The sequence below is a fragment of the Pseudomonas sp. EB271-G4-1 genome, assembly GCF_058791355.1.
In genome coordinates, this window is sequence record NZ_JBYTEO010000013.1 from 52700 (window position 1) to 73371 (window position 20672).

At 62.3% G+C, this 20672-nt stretch carries 21 protein-coding genes; 10 read left to right on the forward strand and 11 right to left on the reverse strand.

Features of this window, described 5'->3' with window-relative positions:
* Positions 1–49 precede the first annotated feature (49 nt).
* The 7 genes from AC3WWR_RS09070 to AC3WWR_RS09100 all read right to left on the reverse strand — a co-directional run bounded on the left by AC3WWR_RS09070 (position 50) and on the right by AC3WWR_RS09100 (position 7014).
* Positions 50–1474: an undecaprenyl-phosphate glucose phosphotransferase gene (locus tag AC3WWR_RS09070; RefSeq protein ID WP_033039829.1), complete on the reverse strand. Its 1425-nt coding sequence runs from the start codon at positions 1472–1474 to the stop codon at positions 50–52.
* Between the two features lie 342 nt (positions 1475–1816).
* Entirely contained in the window at positions 1817–2338 is a 522-nt protein-coding gene (locus tag AC3WWR_RS09075) for a hypothetical protein (RefSeq protein WP_020799615.1), read from the reverse strand.
* Positions 2339–2483: 145 nt separating this feature from the next.
* Positions 2484–3005 (reverse strand): methylamine dehydrogenase light chain, encoded by a 522-nt coding sequence (locus AC3WWR_RS09080; protein ID WP_008062110.1) that lies wholly within the window; start codon positions 3003–3005, stop codon positions 2484–2486.
* 18 nt (positions 3006–3023) lie between these two features.
* A complete protein-coding gene (gene mauD / locus AC3WWR_RS09085; protein ID WP_020799614.1) occupies positions 3024–3650 on the reverse strand; it encodes a methylamine dehydrogenase accessory protein MauD in 627 nt (208 codons plus the stop codon).
* Between the two features lie 5 nt (positions 3651–3655).
* Positions 3656–4195 (reverse strand): MauE/DoxX family redox-associated membrane protein, encoded by a 540-nt coding sequence (locus AC3WWR_RS09090; RefSeq protein WP_492598652.1) that lies wholly within the window; start codon positions 4193–4195, stop codon positions 3656–3658.
* Positions 4196–4208: 13 nt separating this feature from the next.
* The gene (locus AC3WWR_RS09095) at positions 4209–5360 is read right to left on the reverse strand and encodes an amine dehydrogenase large subunit (protein ID WP_020799612.1); all 1152 of its coding nucleotides are present in this window, start codon (positions 5358–5360) and stop codon (positions 4209–4211) included.
* Positions 5361–5529: 169 nt separating this feature from the next.
* Positions 5530–7014, reverse strand: coding sequence for a sensor histidine kinase (locus AC3WWR_RS09100; RefSeq protein WP_020799610.1), 1485 nt, complete (start codon positions 7012–7014; stop codon positions 5530–5532).
* A 323-nt stretch (positions 7015–7337) separates the two neighbouring features.
* Between AC3WWR_RS09100 and AC3WWR_RS09105 the strand changes: the two genes are divergently transcribed.
* From AC3WWR_RS09105 to feaR, 9 genes are all read left to right on the forward strand, one after another.
* Entirely contained in the window at positions 7338–8501 is a 1164-nt protein-coding gene (locus AC3WWR_RS09105; RefSeq protein WP_083349311.1) for an acyl-CoA dehydrogenase family protein, read from the forward strand.
* 40 nt (positions 8502–8541) lie between these two features.
* Positions 8542–8913 carry a hypothetical protein gene (locus AC3WWR_RS09110; protein ID WP_020799608.1) on the forward strand — a complete coding sequence of 124 codons (372 nt, stop codon included), beginning with the start codon at positions 8542–8544 and terminating at the stop codon, positions 8911–8913.
* 3 nt (positions 8914–8916) lie between these two features.
* Positions 8917–9387 carry a nuclear transport factor 2 family protein gene (locus AC3WWR_RS09115; protein ID WP_083349310.1) on the forward strand — a complete coding sequence of 157 codons (471 nt, stop codon included), beginning with the start codon at positions 8917–8919 and terminating at the stop codon, positions 9385–9387.
* Positions 9384–10502, forward strand: coding sequence for an amidase (locus AC3WWR_RS09120; protein ID WP_151142656.1), 1119 nt, complete (start codon positions 9384–9386; stop codon positions 10500–10502). The genes AC3WWR_RS09115 and AC3WWR_RS09120 overlap by 4 nt, the downstream gene beginning before the upstream one ends.
* Before the next feature lie 29 nt (positions 10503–10531).
* Entirely contained in the window at positions 10532–11815 is a 1284-nt protein-coding gene (locus AC3WWR_RS09125) for an aromatic ring-hydroxylating oxygenase subunit alpha (RefSeq protein WP_020799605.1), read from the forward strand.
* Complete coding sequence (locus AC3WWR_RS09130; RefSeq protein ID WP_033044314.1) at positions 11812–12312, forward strand: aromatic-ring-hydroxylating dioxygenase subunit beta; 501 nt, start codon at positions 11812–11814, stop codon at positions 12310–12312. The genes AC3WWR_RS09125 and AC3WWR_RS09130 overlap by 4 nt, the downstream gene beginning before the upstream one ends.
* Before the next feature lie 10 nt (positions 12313–12322).
* A complete protein-coding gene (locus AC3WWR_RS09135; RefSeq protein ID WP_020799603.1) occupies positions 12323–13063 on the forward strand; it encodes an SDR family NAD(P)-dependent oxidoreductase in 741 nt (246 codons plus the stop codon).
* Positions 13064–13221: 158 nt separating this feature from the next.
* The gene (locus tag AC3WWR_RS09140; RefSeq protein WP_033044313.1) at positions 13222–14172 is read left to right on the forward strand and encodes a PDR/VanB family oxidoreductase; all 951 of its coding nucleotides are present in this window, start codon (positions 13222–13224) and stop codon (positions 14170–14172) included.
* A gap of 153 nt (positions 14173–14325) precedes the next feature.
* Positions 14326–15246, forward strand: a complete 921-nt coding sequence (gene feaR / locus AC3WWR_RS09145; protein WP_020799599.1) for a transcriptional regulator FeaR — start codon at positions 14326–14328, stop codon at positions 15244–15246.
* A 118-nt stretch (positions 15247–15364) separates the two neighbouring features.
* Here the strand turns inward: feaR and AC3WWR_RS09150 are convergent, their stop codons facing one another.
* A complete protein-coding gene (locus AC3WWR_RS09150) occupies positions 15365–15994 on the reverse strand; it encodes a response regulator transcription factor (protein ID WP_008062087.1) in 630 nt (209 codons plus the stop codon).
* A 259-nt stretch (positions 15995–16253) separates the two neighbouring features.
* Here AC3WWR_RS09150 and hpaC point away from each other — a divergent pair, with 259 nt between their 5' ends.
* Complete coding sequence (gene hpaC / locus AC3WWR_RS09155; RefSeq protein ID WP_020801262.1) at positions 16254–16766, forward strand: 4-hydroxyphenylacetate 3-monooxygenase, reductase component; 513 nt, start codon at positions 16254–16256, stop codon at positions 16764–16766.
* Between the two features lie 128 nt (positions 16767–16894).
* Here the strand turns inward: hpaC and AC3WWR_RS09160 are convergent, their stop codons facing one another.
* From AC3WWR_RS09160 to AC3WWR_RS09170, 3 genes are read right to left on the reverse strand one after another with little or no spacing between them, the layout of a single operon-like run.
* The gene (locus AC3WWR_RS09160) at positions 16895–17908 is read right to left on the reverse strand and encodes a phosphotransferase enzyme family protein (RefSeq protein WP_151142654.1); all 1014 of its coding nucleotides are present in this window, start codon (positions 17906–17908) and stop codon (positions 16895–16897) included.
* A 10-nt stretch (positions 17909–17918) separates the two neighbouring features.
* Positions 17919–19196 carry an aspartate aminotransferase family protein gene (locus AC3WWR_RS09165; protein WP_020801260.1) on the reverse strand — a complete coding sequence of 426 codons (1278 nt, stop codon included), beginning with the start codon at positions 19194–19196 and terminating at the stop codon, positions 17919–17921.
* Entirely contained in the window at positions 19189–20502 is a 1314-nt protein-coding gene (locus tag AC3WWR_RS09170; RefSeq protein ID WP_020801259.1) for an amino acid permease, read from the reverse strand. Before AC3WWR_RS09170 ends, AC3WWR_RS09165 begins: the two co-directional genes overlap by 8 nt.
* Between the last annotated feature and the right edge of the window lie 170 nt (positions 20503–20672).

Consider the following 20672-nt stretch of genomic DNA (forward strand, 5'->3'; position numbering starts at 1 on the left):
TAACGCTGGTCGTCAGCGTTACCGGGCGGCTCATGCAATCAAGATACGACTAGTAGGCATGTTTGCCGGAGAAGGCTGTCACTGTCCGGGCAAGGATGACGAAGTCGAGCCACAGCGACCAGTTGTTGATGTATTCGATGTCCGAATCCACCCGGCGAATCATCTGTTCGATGTCTTTGGTTTCACCGCGATAGCCACGCACTTGAGCCAGGCCAGTAATGCCTGGCTTGATGTTGTGGCGGGCAAAGTAGTCGGCAATGTCGGGTGAATACTGCGCGTCGTGCTGGATGGCATGCGGACGCGGCCCGACCAGGGACATTTCACCCATCAGCACATTGAACAACTGCGGCAGCTCATCCAGGCTGGTGCGTCGAATGAAGGCGCCGACCCGGGTCATGCGCGGATCATTCTTTTGTGCTTGCTTGACTACACCGTCTTCAGGCTGATGAACCACCATGCTCCTGAACTTCCAGATGCGAAACGGTCCGCCACTCCAGCCCATCCGTTGCTGGCGAAAGAACACCGGCCCCGGGCTGTCGAGCTTGATGGCAATGGCCACGATGGCCAGCACTGGCGCCGCAATCAGCAACAGCAGAAACGCCAGCACGCGGTCTTCAAGGTTCTTGAGCAGCAGGCGCATGCCCATCAGTGGCGTCTCGGACAAGGTCAGCACCGGAATGCCGGCGATTTCCCGAACGCTGTGGTTGATCAAGCGCAGGGAAAAGATGTCTGGCACCCAGTTGACCGAGATGTGCTTGTCGAACAGCTTCAGATAAACATCCTTGATCACCTGGGAGCCGTCCAGTGGCGTGACGAAGTAAACGGTGCGGATCGAATGCTGGACGACCAGGTCGTCAAGATCGCAAATATGACCGAGTATCGCCAGGCGGTTGGGGTTTTCCGAACCATCCTTGCCCCGGTCATCGGCCGCCCCGATCAACACGGAGCCGACTACCCGTTCACCCAACCAGGGATTGTTGCTGATTTTCTGGTGCAGGAAGTCCGCCAGCTCTCCCGAGCCGATGATCAGTGCGTTGTCCCGTTGGGTGGGGTGCGCCAGGAACTTCTTTTGCAATTCACGGGTCGCGAGGTGCAAAAGCAGCTGGGCGAAATAACCGATGACGAACAACTCACCGACCAGCAAGCGTGAGTACTGTTCGCTTTGTTTCGTAAGAAAGGCCATGGCGACGAGAAAACAAAAAGCGGCGGTCCACGCCTTGAACAGTTTGAAGGCCTTGACGGCAAACACGACATTGCTTCGATAAATTGCGTAGTGGTCGTAGACGACGGCAAGCGCCCCCAGTAGCAACAGGACCATGATCACATAAGCCTGGGTGATGAAACCTATGTGATAAACAATCAGGTACCACGCGACACCGGTGACAGCGAGGCTATCGAGGCCTGCCTGGATAAAGATACTGGTACTGCTTCTTCGCTGGAGTACGGAACGGCTACTGCTCGGCTCAAAAATCATGATCAGATCCCATTTTTGCTGCCCCCTCGCGCCCAACCCGAACGCGATCCAGGTCAAAACCACCTTCGTTTCAGAGCTTTAGCCTCAACGGCAAGCTACTTATAGTCGAGAAATCCTCCTTCCACCGAAATTCGCAAAGCTGGGGAGAACGCGGCATCCCGTGCTATCACTTTAGCAGCAGTGTGGATTCATTCACGCAATGGACGAAGTTTAGTCTGCGGCATGCACGCAGGCACCGGGCGGCCTGCTTTTGGAGTGACTGGACGACCATCGGTAGAAACTGGATTGTCTGCCTGGATGGGCGGGAGGACCTGGGACGTCGGCTGCGAACAAGCAGCGTTATCAGTTGCTCATGCCGTCTTCGATGGCGATGCCTTGGGCGCGCATTTTGTCGATCAGTTCGGCGCGGGTGCCTGGCAGGTTGAGCATGGTTTTGGCACGCAGCGCCGCCACTTCGTCGGCACTGTAGGGCTGGTAATCGGCGGGTCGGCTTTTACCGGCCATGCCGTCCTCGCGCATCAGCCAGTTGAGCAGGTCGGCCAACTGCGCGTTGTTCAACGCCGATTGCGACATGCCTGGCACGCGCACCAGGAATTCACGGCCGCCCGGGACTTTCAGGAAGTTGCCGACAAATCCCGTCATTCTCGGGGTGTCATTGGCCGCTGAGCCCATGCCGTTGCCCAGATGGCAACCGGCACATTGCAACTGATAGTTAACGCCCACGCTGTAGCCAGCTTCGGCGATGGGCTTTTGCAGTTCCTCGTTGCCCGGCGCGTGGCGCTGCGTAGGGTCGGGGATGGCCCGGGCCTGGGCGAGCGGGGTGGTCAGGGCGCAGGCCAGGCCGAGGATTAGCAAACGACGCATTTCGAACCCCTTATTTGTTGTGCCTTGAAAAGATCGCAGCCTGCGGCAGCTCCTGCAGGAGCACGCGGTCAATCCAGGAGCTGCCGCAGGCTGCGATCTTTTAAAAAAAAACGCCGATCGCGTGGGCAACCGGCGGTGGTGCGTGTCAGACCGCCACGCCACGGATGATCGAAACGGTGCAGTGATAGATGTGCGACTTGGCGGCCAGGCACCAGTTCACATCGTTGTTGTTGAACGGGCGGTAGGCCGGTTCTTCACTGTCGTTACGGGTGCAGGCGCACTGGGCGCAGCTTTGTTTACCGCAGCAGTCGTTGTACGAAATGATGTAGTCCTTGCCGTCGGCCGGGTTGCGGCAGGTGCCGATCCAGGTCACTTGCGAGGCCTCGGTGCCCGGTGGGCAGGAAGTCACCGAACCGCCGCAGCAGCTGCACAGAAAGCCGTCGATGGAGCAGTAGCGCCAGTAGTCACAGCTGTTTGGATCACCCGGGTCACCGGCTTTCGGGTCAGTGGCGGCCAGCGCCTTGCTGGTGCGATCCAGCGGCAGCAGCACGGGAAGGGCGGCACCGGCGACGATCAGCGAGCCCATGCGAGCCAGCAGTTTGCGGCGCGAAGTCGTGTCGGCAACACGGCGCGAGGAGCGTTCGAATAACAGATCCAGCAGTTTCATGAAGGTCTCCCTGCCTTATCAGTGGCTATGGCCGTGGCTGTGGTCATGAGCGTGGTCGTGGGGTTGCGCATTGAGGTATTGCTGCAGCGTCGCGTGCTTGAGGTGCTCGACTTCGAACAGGCTGTCCAGGTGCTCGCGGGAGTTGACCAGGCCTTTGGCGCGCAGGGTGCCGGACTTGTCGATCAGGGCTGCGTACGGCAGCTTGCCGATCTGGTAGGTCATGCCCACTTCCGGGCCGACTACATAAGTGGCGTCTTCGAGTTTGTGCTCGCGGATCAGCGCTTGCTGGGCGTCCATGTCGCCATCGCTGACGAACACCACGTCCAGCGTGCTGGCTTGTTCCCTGGCGATGGATTTGATCGCCGGCAGCAGGGATTTGCAGATCGGGCAAGTCGGCGAGAGGAAGAACAGCAGTTGCGATTTCTCGCCGGCATAACCGAAGTTCACCGGGCGGCCATTACGGTCAGCAGCGGTCACTTGCGGTGCGGCTTCGTTGACGGCCACGCCTTTGTCCATCATCAGCGCGCCGGCCGGGGCCAGACGGCCGTGCAACACGCCAATCTGACGGACCAGGCCCATGACGACGAACGCCACGGCCACCAGCAATACCCAGAGCAGAACGTTGGAAACTATCAAGCCTTCCATTGTGATTACCTACCAATCAATTTGAGCAGAAGAGGGGAGTTCGCCGCCAGGCCATCGGCCGCGGCGTAGATGAGCAGCGCGACGGCGGCCGAAGCCAGGGTCACGCAGCCATCGAACACAGTCATGTCGCGCACTACCGGCGCTACGCTTGCCAGCAATGCCAGCGCCACCAGCACGCTGTTGCGCAGCAGCAGGACCGGGCGCAGCGGTTGCGCCTGGTCGGGACCTGCACAGCCGCAGTCGATGTCGCGACGCCCACGCCACAGGTTGATGCCGATGGCGGCGGCGTACAGCGCCAGCAGGCTGGCCGCGCTCAACGCTGCCCAGGGGCGGCTGACCGGCACCAGCAACGCGAACGCAATGGCCAGTTCCAGCAGCGGGATCAACCGCGCGATCGGGCGCACCAGCGCGTCGGGCAGCAGTTGATAATCGGCAAGTTGTTTGCGAAAGCGCGCTGGCGCTCGCACCTTGTGGGTCGCGGCACTGGCCAGCAGCACCGCAATGGCGATGGCGCTGGCAATGATGAAGATCGGATCTGATTGCATGGCCTGATCCCTGTTAGTAGCTCATGACCTGGGTCGCGGTTTTTGCGACCTTGGCCATGCTGCCGGTGTGCTGGTTGGTCTTGAGGTCGAAGATCTGCAAGCCGCCTTCAACGTCGGTGCCCAGCAGCAGTGGCTTGTCGTCGCCGGTAGCCTGCATGCTCCACACCGGTACCGGTGCTTCCAGGGTGGCGATTTTCTTGCCAGTCTTCAGATCGAAGGCCCAGATCAGGGGACTCGGGTCTTCCCACTTCATCGGTTCGTGGGCGTCGTGCATCAGCACGTACAAGCGGTTCAGCTTCGGCGCGACCGCCATCAGCTGCCAGCCGCCCGGGGCCCAACCGGCTTTCTTCTCTTCGTCGGTGACCAGCGACCAGCTCGGCAGGATTTTCGGCGTGTCAGCGGAGAAATCCACGGCGCGCACGGTGCCGGTAGTGGTGGTGAAGTAGTAGGTGTCGCCGACGTTGACCGCGCGCTCCACCAGTTTTTCCGCGTTCGGGTCAAAGAACGGCGTGCGGTTGCGCGCGTTTTCCTGGCCTTGATCGTTGAGGGTCACCACCTGCAGGCTGCCGTCGCCGCACAGCGAGGCGAAGCGACGCTTGCCCACCGGGTAGTTGAGCACGCAACCGGGAATCGCGATTTCCGAGGCAACCGCTTTGGTCTGGGTATCGACCACAGTGACCGAGGTCGATGGGGTGAAGTTGTAGACGTAGACGAAACGGTCATCGCCGCTGGTCTTCAGGCCGTAGCGCTGGGTCAGCGATTCGGCGCGCTTGTTCGGGATCAGTACTTCCCAGGCCGGCGACAGGGTCGAGCTGTCCCACGCGGTCAGCACGTCGGTACGGGTGCCGCGGGTGCCGCGCGAATACCAGATGTCGGCGCTGTAGATCAGCTTGCCGTCATGGCTCAGGGCCGAAGGCGCGGCAAAGCCGGTCGGGACCATGCCGAGCACGCGTTTCTGGTCGGGGTCGACCACGGTGACACGGCCGGCGACGAAGCTTTCGAACTCGACATCGACGACGAATGCCCGGTGCGGTTCAGCGGGGAAGGCCAGGGTGGTCTGGCCGATGCCGGTGTCGGCGGGCAAATCCGCGCGGGCACTGTTCAAGCCGAGTACAAGCAGGCTCAGGCCTAGCGCTGACTGTACGGAGATCCTGTTTGTTCGCATAAGGGGAACTTCCTGAATTATTGGTAACGCGGATCGCGGGTGAGTGGGCAGATTCTGACCATCGAATAGTGCCTCGCCCGGCAATCGCGGGAATTGCCCTGCCTGCCAAGTGTTTGTGTATCTGTGCCAGTGTCGGGGGGGATCGTTCCCACGCAGAGCGTGGGAACGATCAGATCGCGGGGGGGATCAGGGGGAGGGAAAAGCTGAATACCGCACCACAAGGCTCCAGGTTTTGCGCCCAGATATCGCCCCGGTGACGGCCGATGATGTTCTTGCACAGCGCCAGGCCAATGCCGTTGCCGCTGACCTTGGACGAGAAGAAGCCGTCGAACAGCTTCTCTTGCGCCTGGGCCTGGATGCCGCGGCCGTTGTCCTCGATGCGCACCAGCGCCACACCGTCGGCGGCGCTGGCATGAATGCGCAAAATCCGACGTTCGAGCGGCAGGTCGGCCATTTCTTCGATCGCGTTGAACGCCAGGTTGAGGATCACCTGGCCGATCAACACCTTCTCGCAACTCACCCTTAGCGGCTCGGGTGAGGTCACGACTTCCACGCGCACCAGGCTCGGATCGGCTCGCAGGCTGATGAAGTAGCGGGTTTCGCGCAGCAGTTCGTTGAGGTCGATCAGCTCTTCGCTTTGCTCCAGTTTAACGACGTAGTCGCGCACGCTCTTGATGATCACCGAGGCGTGCTCGATCTGCCGCACGGCGCTCTGCAAACCCCAGGTGACGCCTTGATCGGCGTCGGCTGCGGTGCCCAGGCGAATCACCGCGCCCTCGATGAAGTTGCGCGTGGCGGCCAGCGGTTGGCTCAGTTCATGGGCGATGGCCACGGCCATTTCACCCATGGCGTTGTAGCGCGCCAGGTATTCGAGTTTCTGCTCGCTGACCCGCCGCGCGTCTTCGGCCTGCACCTGCTCGGTGACGTCGCGGAACAGCAGCAGATGGCCGACCAGGTCGTCTTCAATCTCTATATAACGGCACGTTGCGTCATGCCAGCGCCATTCGCCGTCCTGGCGCTGCACTTGGTAATGCACGTTGAAGGGCGTGTGTTCCGGCGTCTCATGGGCGAATTTTTGCAGCAGGCGCTGGCGCGAAGCCTCGTCGCACCAGGCCAGGAAGTTCTGGCCCATCAACGGATGGACTTCACTGCCGAGCAAGTGCGCGCCGGAGTCGCTGATAAAACCGATATCGCCCTCGGGACCGAGCACCGCCACACCCTCGGCCAGATCCTGCATGAAGGCCTTGAGCCGGCTTTCGAAACGCTTGAGGTCGCGCTTGACCTTGTCCTCCTTGGAGATGTCGCGGAACTGCACCATCAACACATCCCGACCGTCCAGATGCACCAGGGTCGCCACGGCCTCGGAAAGAATCTCCACCCCTTGCTTGGAGCGATAGCACCACTCGATGGCGCGCTGGCCGGTGCGCGCAGCACCTTCCAGCCAGCGCAGGCCCACCGAGCGCCGGTACTTGGGTGCGTCGCGGGTCATGTCCGGGGCCTTGAGCGGCGTCAATTCCTCCAGGGTAAAACCCAGCGCCGCCAGGGCGGCGGCGTTGGCCCAGAGAATTTCCTTGGTCTGCGCATCGTGAAGAATGATGCACAGCGGCATGGCTTCGATCAGCGCATGGAAGTCGTTCGGTTTTGGCTGGTACATCACACGGCCCCTGGCGGCAGAGATTTGCAGTATGGCGTTTTATACCTGCTCGCACAGCGGCATGCGCTCAGAGGTAACCGGTGTGGATCTAGGGGATTTCTTTAGGCGGGGGGCTGCACGCACCAATAGTTGCGCCGGCATCCGGTTTTTACACTGGACCGCAATGCAAGGGTGACCACGCCTTTATCTGTAGGAGCTGCCGAAGGCTGCGATCTTTTGATCTTGATCCAAAAACAAAATCAAAAGATCGCAGCCTTCGGCAGCTCCTACAGACAGCGGTGCGGTGTGGCCCCCACTAACAATAAGCAAAACGGAGAAAGCCCATGCTGCGTTCAGCGGTCGTGCAACAAGACGCACCGATCGGTGTTGACGAGAATGTCGTCGACAGCCCGGCCTTTGCGCAGGTGCTGGAAGAAGTGCGCCAACGTCGCAACGAATTCGACAGCGTTTCCCATGTGCCACGGGACATGATCGAACGCTTCAAGCAGGTGGGCATCTACCGCGCCGCCACGCCGAAATGCTACGGCGGCGACGCCCTGGCGCCGGCGAAGTTCCTGCAAATGATCGAACGCATCTCCGAGGCCGACGGCTCCGCTGGCTGGGTGGCCAGTTTCGGCAGTGCCGGCGTCTATCTGGCGGCTTTGCCACGCGAAACCCTGGCTGAACTCTACGCCGATAGCCCGGACCTGGTGTTCGCCGGCGGCCTGTTTCCCTTGCAACCGGCCGAGGCGGTAGAAGGCGGCTATCAGGTCAACGGCACCTGGAAATTCGCCAGCGGCTGCATGGGCGCGGACTTGCTGGGCGTGGGCATCGGTGCTGCGGGCGGCAAGCCACGCACCGCGGTGTTCCGTCCGCAGCAGGTAGAGATCATCGAGAACTGGGACGTGGTCGGCCTCAAGGGCACCGGCAGCCACGACCTGCGCGTGTCCGACAAGCGCGTCGACGAACGCTGGACGTTCATTCGCGGTGGCGCCTCGACCATCGACGAACCGCTGTTCCGCTATCCCTCGATTGCCTACGCCGCGCAAGTGCTGGCGGTGGTCAACCTGGGCCTTGCCCGCGCTGCCCTCGATGAAATCAGCCGCATGGCTGGCGGCAGCGGTATCACCGGTGCGCCGAAACTGTCCGACCGCGCTTATGTGCGCATCGAAATCGCCAAGGCCGAAGCCAAGCTCAGCGCCGCACGCGGCTTCTTCTACAGCGCCACCGAACAGGTATGGAACTCGATCCTCGCCGGCAATCCGGTCACCCCGGAGCAGACCAGCTTGTTGCGCTTGTCCGCCATTCACGTGTCCCAGGCCGGCGCCGAGGTGGTGCAAAGCGCCTACAGCCTGGCCGGTACCACCGCCATTTACCTGCGCCATCCACTGCAGCGTTACCTGCGCGACTCGATGGTGGTGACCCAGCACGCCTTCCTCAGCGAAGGGCTGTATGACGGCGCCGGCTCGGTGTTCCTCGGCGTGCAGCCGTTCCCGGGCTACATCTGAACACTTTATTCCAGAGCTTCATTTTCAAGGATCAATACACATGACTCAAACCACTCAAGAACCGTTGCGCGTCGTCTTCTGCATCGGCATCACCCAGAACTTTTTTGACCTGCCTACCGGCGAAGGCCTCAGCGTATGGAAGGGCTTCAGCCGGATGATGGCGGATCTCGGCGCGATGCCCGGCATCAACGTGCTCGGCGCCATGGATGACGACCGCCTGATGGTCGGCCCTTCGACCACCTCGCCCTGGACCGTGTACATCATGGCCGACGTCGACTGCCACCAGTCGGTCATCGACGCCTGCAACCTGTTCCGCACCACGCCGGTGAACGAATACAGCCTGTGGCGCTACGCCAAGGTCGAAGCGCGCATCGGTCGCCCGCTGACCATCCCTGACGCGGCCAAGGTGTAAGCCATGGACGAGGCCTTGCTGCAGCGTCTGGCGACGCTCGAAGGGGAAAGCGCAGTGCGTCGCTTGATGGCGCGCTACATGGACCTCTGCGACGTGCCGCGGGTGCCGACCCAGGTCAGCGAACTGGCCGAGCTGTTCTGCGTCGATGCGATCTGGGAAGGCGTGGGGCGCGAGACCGCGCAGACCTTCGGCCAGCATCGTGGACGCGAGGCCGTGGCGGCGTTTGTCGGTGGTTACCTGCCGCCGTCGGATCACTTCCAGTTGAACCTGCATTACCTCACCAGCGAGTCGATCTTGGTCGACGGCAACGCGGCGCAGGGGCAGTGGATCATGCAGCAGATTTCCACCTATGCCGATCAGCGCAGCGAACTGTTCGGCACGCGCTTGAACATCGATTTCCGCTGTGTCGACGGCGTCTGGCTGATCGCGCATTTTCGCACGCAACGGCTGTTTAATACGGAGCTGAATGCATGAGTACTTTCGTCAGCGAATTCCTCCTCGGCGGCAGCGGAAAACGCGTGGCCATCAAGGACTCCATCGACATTGCCGGCCATCCGACCCGCTCGGGCAGCCGTGCGTTTGCCGACGTACCAGCGGCGACGAAAAACGCCGAAGTGGTGGACGCGATTCTCAAAGCCAATTGGCAGATCGTCGGCAAGACCAACCTGCACGAACTGGCGTTTGGCGTCACCGGCATCAACGACTGGACCGGCACGCCGATCAACCCGCAAGCCCCTGACCGCGTGCCGGGCGGCTCCTCCAGCGGTTCGGCCTCGGCGGTCGCGGCGGGCCTGGCGGACATCGCTATCGGCACCGACACCGGGGGGTCGGTGCGGGTGCCGGCGGCCTGCTGCGGTATCACCGGACTAAAACCGACTTTTGGCCGTGTCAGCCGCGTTGGCGCGCATCCGCTGGCCTCCAGCCTCGATTGCGTGGGGCCGTTCGCCAGGACCATGGACGACCTGATCGCCGCCATGCAGGTGATCTGCCCGGGCTTCAATGTGCAAGGTTTGCCAGGTGACGGCGCCAAGGTCGGCTTCCTCGAAGTGGCCTGCGACGCGCACCTGCAAGCCAGCCTCGGTGCTGCCGCCGACCGCGCGGGCTGGCGCCGCAGCCACCTGCAATTGAGCGAGTTCGAAGCGGCGTTCGCCGCCGGCCTGACCGTGATCAATTTCGAAAACTGGGCAGCGTTCGGCCACCTGACCGGCAAGGGCCTGATCGGCGCCGATGTGGAAACCCGTCTGCTCGCAGCCAGCCGCACTACTCGTGAAGAGCTCGCAAAGGCAGAAATCGTGCGTACTCGCTTTACCCAACAGGTGGATGCCGCGCTGGAAGACTTCGCGGTGCTGCTGTTGCCGACGCTGCCGAGCCTTCCACCCACGCTGAGCGAAGCGCGTAGCGGCAGCAAGGCCGTGGCCGGCATGACCCCGCTGGCGCGTCCTTTCAACCTCAGTGGCCATCCGGCGCTGACGGTGCCGGTGGAACTCGATTGCGGCGGGCTGAAAGTCGGCCTGCAGATTGTCGGTCGCAAAGGTCAGGACGAACTGGTCTGCGCCTTCGGTGCGCAGCTGCAAGCCTCAATCCTTTAAATCTAACAAGAAGCCATGAGGAGAACCGCATGAGCACTCATGAATACCGGCTGATCGCAACGTCGAAAAGCCCCGAAGAGCTGGTCCAGCACGACCGCGTCGATGTCTCGCTGTACAACGACCCGGCGCTGTTCGAAGCCGAGCTGGAAAAGATTTTCTACCGCACCTGGGTGTGGGTCGCCCACGAAAGCGAAGTGCGCAACAGCGGCGACTTCAAGACCGCCACCATTGGCCGTCGCCCGGTGATCGTCGTTCGCGACAAGAAGAACAACATCAACGTGCTGGAAAACCGTTGCCGCCACCGCGGTGCCACCGTGTGCGAGAAGCACAAGGGCAACGCCACCGGTTTCACTTGCCCGTACCACAGCTGGTCCTATGGCCTGGACGGCAAGCTGCGTGCGCTGCCGTATCCGGATGGCTACGAAGGCATCCTGGAAAAGTCCGAATTGCCGCTGACCAGCCTGCGCGTCGAGAGTTACGCCGGCATGGTGTTCGCCAGCTACAACGATGAGATCGAACCGCTGGAAGACTTCCTCGGCGGCGCCAAACACTGGATGGACCTGTTCATGAAGCAGGGCGCCGGTTACCCGATCAAGACCCAGGGCGAACACAAGTTCAGCTTCAAGGGCAACTGGAAGATCCAGCTGGAAAACACCACCGACGGTTACCACTTCCCGATCGTGCACAAGTCGTTCATGTCGTCGGTGGATGAAGAAACCTCGGAAATGCTTTCGTTCATGACCGACGAGCAAGCGGTCACTCACTCCCTGGGCAACGGCCACAGTGTGATGGTGATGGTGCCGGAGCACGTTGATCTTGATCACGACGACGGCACTGAACAATTGCAAGAGCGCTTCGCCCACGTCACTGAAGAACTGTCGAAGACCCTGCCGGCCGACCAGGTACGGCGCATCGTGCGCTCGCTGCACGGCGCCGGTTTCAACCTGAACCTGTTCCCCAACGTGGCCATGTCGATGTCGTTCTTCCGCGTGCTGCGTCCGGTGTCGGTCACTGAAACCGAGATCCGTCACGTTGCCCTGGGCATGGACGGCGGCCCGGAAATCGCCAACCGCGAACGCATGCGCATTCACGAACACTTCCAGGGCCCGTTCGGTTTCGGCAGCCCTGACGATGCCGAAGCCTGGGACCGCGTGCAGCGTGGCTCGTACGCCGGCGTCGATGCGCCAATCCTGGTCAACCGCGGCCTGAACCGCGAAATCACCGCTGAAAACGGCGACAAGGTCAGCCACGCCACCGACGAGGGCGGCATGCGCGGAGCCTACGACATGTGGAAAAGGATGATGAGCCAATGAGCAATCACGACACCCTGAACGGTTTTTCCGGCCCGCTGGCCCAGGCCATCGAATTCATCTGGCGCGAGGCCGAACTGCTCGACCACAAGCACTACGCCGAGTGGGCGACCTTGTGGAGTGAAAGCGGCAAGTACATCGTGCCGATCGACCCGGACACCGAAGACTTCGAGGCGACGCTGAACTACGCCTACGACGACGCACGCATGCGTGACCTGCGCATCGAACGCCTGACCGCCGGCTATTCGCCGTCGGCGGTGGATGCGGCGAAAACCATTCGCACGATCTCGCGTTTCCGCCTGGTCGAAGCCGCCGGTGACATCGTCGAAGTCAACTCGGCGCAGCTGCTGTACGCCTACAAACGCGGCGTGCACACACCGTTCGTGGCCGACCTGAACCACCGCATCCGTTTCACCGATGGCGTGCCGACCCTGGAGCGCAAAGTGGTACGGCTGATCAACTCCACCGACAGCCTGAGCGCGCTCGGCTTCCTCCTGTGAGGGCAACATCATGAGTCGAGTAGCCCTTGTAACAGGTGCCTCGCGCGGACTGGGCGAGTGCATCGCCCGTCGTCTGCACGGGGCGGGGTATCGCGTCGCCCTGGCCGATGTGCGCCTCGATGGCGTGCGTCAACTGGCTGCCGAGCTGGATGCCAGCGGTGCCAGTGCTATCGCCATTGAGCTGGACGTGCGCAGCAAGTCCGACTTCCAGCATGCCCGCGACGTGCTGGTCGAGCACTGGGGTGGTTGCGACATCCTGGTGAACAATGCCGGTGTATCGAAAGTCGCGGCGCTGATGGACATCACGCCGGAAGAGTTCGACGAGTCGATGGCGATCAACCTGCGCGGCACCTTCGTCGCCTGCCAGGTGTTCGGCGCACACTTCGCCGAGCGTGGCTTTGGCCGCATCGTCAACATCGCTTCCCTGGCCGGGCAAAACGGCGGCACCGCCACCGGCGCGCATTACGCGGCGGCCAAGGGCGGCGTGGCGACGCTGACCAAAGTCTTTGCCCGTGAACTGGCGCCGCAAGGGGTGACGGTCAACAGCATCTCGCCAGGTCCGCTGGACTTGCCGGTCGTGCGTGAAACCGTGGCCCCGGAGCGTCTGGAACAGATCCTGAAAATGATCCCGGCCGGCACCCTCGGTGATCCGGCGTTCATCGCCGACAGCGTGCTGTTGTTGATCGCCGACAACGCCACGTCCGTCACCGGCGCGTGCCTGGACGTCAACGGCGGCCTGTTCATGCGCTAAGCCACAGAAAAATGCCCCCCTGTAGGAGCGAGCGCGCTCGCGATGGTCGTCAACGATGACACGGGAAACCTGACACCCCGTGGCGACCTCAGGTTCATCGCGAGCATGCTCGCTCCTACAGGATGCAGTACCCAAGACAACAGTATTCAGGTGATGCCATGATGAAGGTGAAAATCGAAAGGATCGTCGAAGAAGCGCAGGATATCCGTTCCTTTCGCCTCGTGCGCAGTGACGGCCAGCCGCTCGACACCTATGAACCGGGTGCCCACGTCGACCTGACCGGGCCGACCGGCGTGACCCGCCAGTATTCCCTGTGCAGTCCGCCACAGGATCGCCGCGCCTATCTGGTGGCGGTGAAAAAAGAGGCAAATTCACGCGGGGGCTCGCAGGCCCTGCATGAGCAAGTGGAAGAGGGGATGGAGCTGGAAATGGGCGCGCCGCGCAACCTGTTCCGCCTCGATCCCGATGCCCGCGAACATGTGCTGTTCGCCGCTGGCATTGGCGTGACGCCCCTGTTGAGCATGGCCTATCGACTGGCGGAAAGCGGCCAGCCGTATCGCCTGCATTACTTCGCCCGCTCGGCGCAGTACGCCGCGTTTACCGAACTGCTGGCAACGAATTTCGCCGATCACGTAGAGTTCCACTACGGCGTCGAACCGGGCGATCTGGACGCTGCATTGAGCGCATGCCTGGATCGCGCCAACCCGGCGGCCCACGTCTACACCTGCGGCCCGGCACCGTTCATGAAAAAAGTGGTGGAAGTGGCTGCGCGCAGTCGCGCCGATGAGGCCATTCACCTTGAACACTTCGCTGCGGATCCGGCGGCCAACAGCGCTCCGGCCGGCAGTTTCGAAGTGCAGCTGGCCAGTTCCGGTGTAGTGCTGCAAGTGCCGGCCAACACCAGCCTGGTGGACGTATTACAGGCCCACGGTTGCGACATCGACACCGAGTGCCGCGAAGGCATCTGCGGCACCTGCATCGTCGAAGTGCTGGAAGGCGTGCCGGAGCACCGCGACAACTGCCTTTCCAACAAGGAAAAGGCCTCCAACCAGCAGATTTGCGCCTGCGTTTCACGGGCACTTTCCGCTCGTCTGGTATTGGACATTTAATCGCTTTGCGCGCTGGAAAGCCGACGCCGGAGTCTGTTGAATGAGGCCCGGCGGCCGCCAAGGGAGGGGTTGGCTGGAGTACGAAACACTATTTACCGAACCGCTCGGCGAAGCGGTCGAGAATAACAACAAGAACTGTGAGGCTTTGCGGACATGATTACAGCATCGACGGTGCGCAATGAGGCGTTCGAAAGTTGGTTGAGCCAGGTGAACCAGGCCTGCGGGCGTTTTGACGCCAGGGCGCTGGACACCGACTTCTACGGCCAACTCACGGAGTTTCGCAGCGGCGCGATCAACCTCAGTGTGGTCGACATGGCGCATGTGCATCTGTATCGCACCAGCAAGGACGTCAGCACCAGCAGCGACGGCCACTATTACGCGGTGTTCCAGCTGCACGGCAGCTCGCACCTGGAACAGGGCGACAATCGCACGCAACTGGGCTGTGGCGACATCGCGTTGATCGATGCCAGCCGCCCCAGCGACATGACCTACAACGATGACTCGCGCCAGTTGTCGCTGATCCTGCCGCGCCAGGTGGTGGAGCGTGGTACGCACTTCAATGCGGTGAACTGCGCCACGCGCATCGGCGCCAACAGCCCTCTGGCGGCGATGGCCAACAAGCTCGTACTGGAGACCCGCCAGCAAGAAGGGCTGGACATGCAGGAAAGCGAGGCCGTGCTCGACGCCCTGGTCAGCCTGCTGCTGCCGGGGATCAGCGCCCGTGACAGCAATGCCGATCCCCATGAGCGGCAGTTCCGCAAGATCATCGCCTTCATCGACGCGCACCTCAGCGACGAAGAGCTGTGCCCTGAACTGATCGCCCGAGAAGTGGGGATTTCCGTGCGCGGCCTGTACCGGATGTTCTCCAAGCGCGGCCTGGTGGTGGCGCAATACATCAAGCACCGGCGCCTGGACTTCTGCGCGGAAAACCTGCGCCGTGCCGATGTCGAGCAGAAGCTGTCGGCACTGTGTTACGCCTGGGGTTTTTCCGATTCCAGCTACTTCTCGTCGGCGTTCAAATCGCGTTTTGGCGTGTCACCGGGTGCCTATCGCAAGCGCTATAGCCAGCACTGACCGCGTTGTCGTTCTTCGCGAGCAGGCTCGCTCCCACAGCAGATCTCGGTGTTCACCGCAGATCTACTGTGGGAGCGAGCCTGCTCGCGAAGGCGGCCTCAGGATTGCCGCAGATTGATCAATGCCGCGCCGGCTCATCCACCGGCAGGTGCAACACCTCGCGCACCAGCATGGCAATGCTGCTCACACCCATCTTTTCCTTGATCTTGGTGCGGTGCACGTCAACGGTCTTCACGCTGATGTTCAGCTCCCGGGCGATCACCTTGCTGGCCTTGCCATCGATCACCAGCATCAACACTTCACGCTCGCGGCTGGTCAGCAGCGCCAGCTTGCCCTGCAGGTTCTGGCGCTGCTGCTGATCGGCCTGGGCGTGCACGGCGGTCTTGAGCGCGGCCTGGATGCGGTCGATCATCTGCTGCGGGTTGTAGGGCTTCTCGACGAAGTCCAGCGCGCCATTCTTCATCGCCGTGACCGACATCGGGATGTCGCCATGGGCCGAGACGAAAATGGTCGGCAAGGTGCTGCCGCGCTGGTTGAGGATCTCCTGCAGCTGGAAACCGCTGGTTTCCGGCATGCGCACATCCAGCACCAGGCAGGCGGGCTGCCTGGGGTCGTACTGGCTGAGGAATTCTTCGGCGCCAGCGAAGCACTGCGCCTGCACGCTGACCGACTCCAGCAGCCAGGCCAGCGAGGTGCGCAGGTCTTTGTCGTCGTCAACGATGTAAACAATCGGTTTGCGGGTTTCCATCAGGGGCTGCCACGAAAATTTCTAATTATTGTTTTCGCACGCGAACGCACGGCACGCATCGGCTGTGTTTTTTCCAGCCTGTTAGCAGGATACCCACTGTCGCGGGCCCTTGCGATAAAGAAACCACCTAGTCGACTAGCGGAAACCTAACCTCGCCATGGGGATCGCAGGAATGGTTGCGCCGTGCCCTCAGCCTTAGTCTTGTTCCATCACCTACGGGCCGCTTCAGAGCGGTCCTCCTGAAGGAAGGGGCATCGACATGGCCGACCTGAGCCAGCAGCAAATCGACTTTCGCAACGCCATGGCGCAGCTGCCTGCTGCGGTGAACATCATCACCACCAACGGCCCCGGTGGGCGCTGCGGCATCACTGCCAGCGCTGTGTGCTCGGTGACCGACTCGCCGCCCACGGTGCTGGTATGCGTCAACCGCAACAGCGCCACCCACGACGTTTTCCGCAGCAATGGCCGCCTGTGCGTCAACGTGCTGTGTGGCGAACAGGAAGAGCTGGCCCGCCACTTCGCCGGCATGACCCAAGTGCCGATGGCCGAACGTTTTGCCTGGGACCTGTGGGACGACGGCGCGGCGGACGTGCCGGTGCTGCGCGATGCCCTGGTGCAGCTGGAAGGGCGTATCACCGAGTGCAAGGAAGTGGGCTCGCACTCAGTGATGTTCGTGCAGCTGGACAAGGTGGGCGTGCGCGAACCACGCGATAGCCTGGTGTACTTCAACCGGTTGTTCCATCGCCTGGAACACGCTGGTGCGCATTGCTGACAATTGATCGTTCCCACGCTCCGCGTGGGAATGCAGCCCGGGACGCTTTGCGTCCCTTCTAGAGCCGAACGCAGAGCGTCCGTTGAGGCATTCCCACGCAGAGCGTGGGAACGATCAGCGGGGGGCTGTTACTGGTGGAGATATTCCCGGGCCAACCGGCACGCCCGCTCTATCAACATCGGCGCCATTTCAATCGCCGTCGGCGTGCCCTGGCGGGTATGAATCCAGCCCAGGTACGTGGTGCCACGCAGCATCAAAAACATCGCCAGCGTCTTGCGATCCGCTTCGGTCAAGGGTTTGACCCTGTGATAACCCTCCAGCAGCGCCGCTTTGATCTGCTCATAACGCGGATCCTCCACGCAAAAATACAGCGCGGTCGCCAGCTCGAACATGTGCCAGCCAAACCCCGCGTCATCGAAGTCGATCAAGCGCAGGCGCGGGCCTTCGATCAGCAAGTTTTCCGGGACGAGGTCGGCGTGGATCATGCCGAAGTTACCCAGATGGCGGCCGTATTGGCGCAGGTCCTTGCGCGCTGCACGCCGGGCTTGCAGCAACAGCTCGCGTTGCTCATCGCTCAGCTGTTGCAGCTCCCAGAAACGCCCCCAGAACGGATTGGCACCGATCAAGCCTTCCTCATCCCAGGCGTGCCGGACAAACTCGTCCGGCTGCTGCCATTCTGTCGAATGTACATGAATGCGCGCCGCAAGCGCCCCAGCTTCGGCAAACAGGAAGTCGATTTCGGTATCGGCCTGCACCCCGGCCTCTGAGGTGCCGGCCGTGGTGCCCGGCAACCAGGCGAGCATATCGACATGGCGTTCGCCGATGTCGGCATGGCTCACTTCAATCAGATGGCGCAGGTCCCGGGCGCGGATGATCTGCGGCACGGTAATCCCGGCGCTTTCCAAGGCTTCCATCCATTGCAATTCGGAACGCAACGCCGCTGCGCAATGATAGCCATTGCGATGGATGCGCAGGGCCACCCGCTGACCGTCGTGGCGGCGGGCAGAGAACACCGCGTTCTCGCGGAATTTCACCAGTTCGATGTCGCCGAAGTCGCCGTCCCAGTGTTGCAGGGCGTGGCGCGCCAGGTCGTGCAATCGGGCGACTTGCTGATCGTGGTTCAACGTGTGGAAGTCAGTCATGGCAGGGGCCTCAAATCGCGCTCAGGGCGTGGTCCAGGGTGTCGACGAACAAGTCGGCATGATCGCGGCTGAACACCAGCGGCGGGCGCAACTTGAGTATGTTGTCACCGGCGCCGATCTTGCTGATCAGCACGCCGTTCTCGCGCATGTCGTTGACCACCTTGCGCGCCTCCAGTCCGGCCGGCTCCTTGCTGGCGTGATCGCGCACCAACTCCATGGCGAAGAACAGGCCCTTGCCGCGCACGTCGCCGATGATCGAATGTTTGCCTGCCAGTACCTGCAAACGCTGCTGCACATAAGCGCCGACGTTTTGTGCGTTTTGCAGCAGCTGCTTTTGTTCAATCTCGTCCAGCACCGCCATGCCGACCGCCGCTGCTACGGGCGAGCCGCCGAAGGTGTTGAAGTACATGGCGTTGCGCCCGAACGACTCGACCAGCGCCTTGTGGGTGATCAACCCGGCCAGCGGATAGCCGTTACCCATGGGTTTGCCGAGGGTGACGATGTCCGGCACGACGCCGTGGGCCTGGTGGCCCCAGAGGTGATCGCCGGTGCGGCCGAAACCCGATTGCACTTCATCGGCGATGAACAGGCCACCGGCGGCGCGGATCAACTCGGCGGCCTTGGCAACGAAACTGGCCGGCACCCGGGGCAAGCCTTCGTTGGCGAACAAGGTGTCGATCAGTAGCGCGGCGGGGCGAATGCCCTGGGCCTGCATCGAGGCGATGGCGGCCGCGATGTTGGCCGCGTACTGCTCGGCCAGATGCGCCTCGCTGGTGCCCACCGGTGCCCGGTACAGGCATGGAATCGGCACGGCGCGGGCATGGGCCGCGAAGGGTTCCGGCGAGGGCAGGGCGGTGGTGACCTGCGCCAGCGACGCGGAGTTACCGTGGTAGTTGTAATCGCTGACGATAATGCCGGTTCCGCCGCTGGCGTAGCGTGCCAGGCGCAGCGCCAGTTCGTTGGCCTCGGTGCCGGTGCAGGTGAACATCGCGGTATCCAGCGGTTGGCCGAAGGTCGCGGTCAAGCGTTCGGCATAGCGCACCACTTGTTCATCGAGGTAGCGGGTGTGGATGTTCAGCGTGGTGGCCTGGCGGTGCATGGCGTCGGTCACGTGAGGGTTGCAGTGGCCGACGCAAGGCACGTTGTTGTAGACGTCGAGGTAGCGGCGACCGTCGACGTCGAACAGCCACACGCCTTCGCCGCGCACCAGGTGCAAGGGCTTGTCGTAGAACAGCGGCGAGGCGCTGCCGAGTACGCGATGACGACGTTGCAGGAGAGTGTCAGGCATGGTCTGGAACCTCGATTTGGGCGGCGCGGCGAGTGCGCAGCAGGAAGTTGAAAATACACAGTGCGAAGGTCACGCCGAGGGCGATCAGCATGCTCAGGTCAAGCTGGAAGCAGGCGGCGACGACCACCAGCGTCAGGGCCAGACCCAGCCAGGCGACCAGCTTGCCGCCGATCAGGCGGAAGGGACGTGCCAGGTCGGGCTGGCTGCTCTTGATGCGCAGGTACGCGCCGAAAATGCACAGGTAGCAAACGTTGAGCAGCAGCACGACCGCGAGCATCACCGTGGCTGGATCGACTTCGGACAAGGGCAAGCCGATCGCGCCGATCAGCAGCAGTGCCGGATACGGCGTGCCGCGTTTGCCGGTCTTGCCCAGCCACTGCGGGAACAGGCCGTCGCGAGCCATCGCGAACAATTGCCGGGAGGCTGCGTACACCAGGGAGAAGAAGGTGGCGATCAAGCCGAACACGCCGCCGCAGCCAATCACCTTGGCCAGCCACGAGCCTTCACCGAATGCGCTGTTGCTGGACATCGCGGCGTACAACGGGTCGCCCGCCGAGCCCACCAGTTCCACACCACCGGCGCCCGGTGCGCAGACCAGTACCACCAGGGCTGTGACCAACAATGTGCCGATGGCCGCCAGAATGCCGCGAGGCATGCTGCGGCCGGGGTTTGCAGCTTCTTCCGCCGCCGAGCCGGTTTGCTCGACGGTGATGAACAACCAGATCGCGAATGGCACGCAGGCGAAGATGCCGCCGAGGCTGAGCGGTGCCGAGACGTTAGCCGGCAATGCCAGCAGGTTGTTCAACTCGACATGCGGCGCCATGGCCACACCGAAGGTCAACAGGGCCACGACCGCAATCACGCCGGCAATGAACGTCAGGCCCATGGCCTCACCCACCCCGCGCAGGTGAATGCCAATGATCACCGCAAACAGGGCGACCTTCACCGGCCAGCCGCCAAGACCGAATATCGACTCGGTATAGGCACAAATGAACGTTGCCGCCACCCCGGTGCCGATGGTCAAGGCCAGCGCGCACGCCACCCCGACCAGGTAACCCACGAACGGCCCAAACGCACTTTGCGCATACACGAACACACCGCCGGCGCTGGGCAACGCGGTGGACAGCTCCGCCACGCATAACGCCAGCCCACCGCACAGCAGCGCCATCAACAAGGTGGCGATCAGCATGTTCAGCCAGCCACCGGCCGCCAAACCAAAGTTCCAGCCGGAAAACTGCCCGGCCACCACCAACGCAATTCCAAGGCCGGCGATCTTTGGCCAGCCCAACGCACTTTTCTTGAGCACAGAAATCTCCCGCGACCCGAAGGTCGATTTATTGTTTTTTGGTTAGAAATGGAGGGGTTCAGCGTTGCTTTGCGCTTCGATACTACGCGCGGGGGCCGGCGCGGCATGTTTGCGTGCATGCCAGGTGGTTGGTTGTGGGTGCCAGATTGGGCGCCCACTGATCGTTCCCA

What these genes read in the sequence shown, in the direction of transcription:
- mauD (WP_020799614.1), bottom strand. Translation starts at nt 3,650, where the DNA reads ATGGAAGGCTTGATAGTTTCCAACGTTCTGCTCTGGGTATTGCTGGTG.
- AC3WWR_RS09080 (WP_008062110.1), bottom strand. Translation starts at nt 3,005, where the DNA reads ATGAAACTGCTGGATCTGTTATTCGAACGCTCCTCGCGCCGTGTTGCC.
- AC3WWR_RS09095 (WP_020799612.1), bottom strand. Translation starts at nt 5,360, where the DNA reads ATGCGAACAAACAGGATCTCCGTACAGTCAGCGCTAGGCCTGAGCCTG.
- AC3WWR_RS09070 (WP_033039829.1), bottom strand. Translation starts at nt 1,474, where the DNA reads ATGATTTTTGAGCCGAGCAGTAGCCGTTCCGTACTCCAGCGAAGAAGC.
- AC3WWR_RS09120 (WP_151142656.1), top strand. Translation starts at nt 9,384, where the DNA reads ATGAGTACTTTCGTCAGCGAATTCCTCCTCGGCGGCAGCGGAAAACGC.
- AC3WWR_RS09090 (WP_492598652.1), bottom strand. Translation starts at nt 4,195, where the DNA reads ATGCAATCAGATCCGATCTTCATCATTGCCAGCGCCATCGCCATTGCG.
- AC3WWR_RS09140 (WP_033044313.1), top strand. Translation starts at nt 13,222, where the DNA reads ATGATGAAGGTGAAAATCGAAAGGATCGTCGAAGAAGCGCAGGATATC.
- AC3WWR_RS09110 (WP_020799608.1), top strand. Translation starts at nt 8,542, where the DNA reads ATGACTCAAACCACTCAAGAACCGTTGCGCGTCGTCTTCTGCATCGGC.
- AC3WWR_RS09165 (WP_020801260.1), bottom strand. Translation starts at nt 19,196, where the DNA reads ATGCCTGACACTCTCCTGCAACGTCGTCATCGCGTACTCGGCAGCGCC.
- feaR (WP_020799599.1), top strand. Translation starts at nt 14,326, where the DNA reads ATGATTACAGCATCGACGGTGCGCAATGAGGCGTTCGAAAGTTGGTTG.
- AC3WWR_RS09105 (WP_083349311.1), top strand. Translation starts at nt 7,338, where the DNA reads ATGCTGCGTTCAGCGGTCGTGCAACAAGACGCACCGATCGGTGTTGAC.
- AC3WWR_RS09100 (WP_020799610.1), bottom strand. Translation starts at nt 7,014, where the DNA reads ATGTACCAGCCAAAACCGAACGACTTCCATGCGCTGATCGAAGCCATG.
- AC3WWR_RS09160 (WP_151142654.1), bottom strand. Translation starts at nt 17,908, where the DNA reads ATGACTGACTTCCACACGTTGAACCACGATCAGCAAGTCGCCCGATTG.
- AC3WWR_RS09130 (WP_033044314.1), top strand. Translation starts at nt 11,812, where the DNA reads ATGAGCAATCACGACACCCTGAACGGTTTTTCCGGCCCGCTGGCCCAG.
- AC3WWR_RS09115 (WP_083349310.1), top strand. Translation starts at nt 8,917, where the DNA reads ATGGACGAGGCCTTGCTGCAGCGTCTGGCGACGCTCGAAGGGGAAAGC.
- AC3WWR_RS09150 (WP_008062087.1), bottom strand. Translation starts at nt 15,994, where the DNA reads ATGGAAACCCGCAAACCGATTGTTTACATCGTTGACGACGACAAAGAC.
- AC3WWR_RS09075 (WP_020799615.1), bottom strand. Translation starts at nt 2,338, where the DNA reads ATGCGTCGTTTGCTAATCCTCGGCCTGGCCTGCGCCCTGACCACCCCG.
- hpaC (WP_020801262.1), top strand. Translation starts at nt 16,254, where the DNA reads ATGGCCGACCTGAGCCAGCAGCAAATCGACTTTCGCAACGCCATGGCG.
- AC3WWR_RS09135 (WP_020799603.1), top strand. Translation starts at nt 12,323, where the DNA reads ATGAGTCGAGTAGCCCTTGTAACAGGTGCCTCGCGCGGACTGGGCGAG.
- AC3WWR_RS09125 (WP_020799605.1), top strand. Translation starts at nt 10,532, where the DNA reads ATGAGCACTCATGAATACCGGCTGATCGCAACGTCGAAAAGCCCCGAA.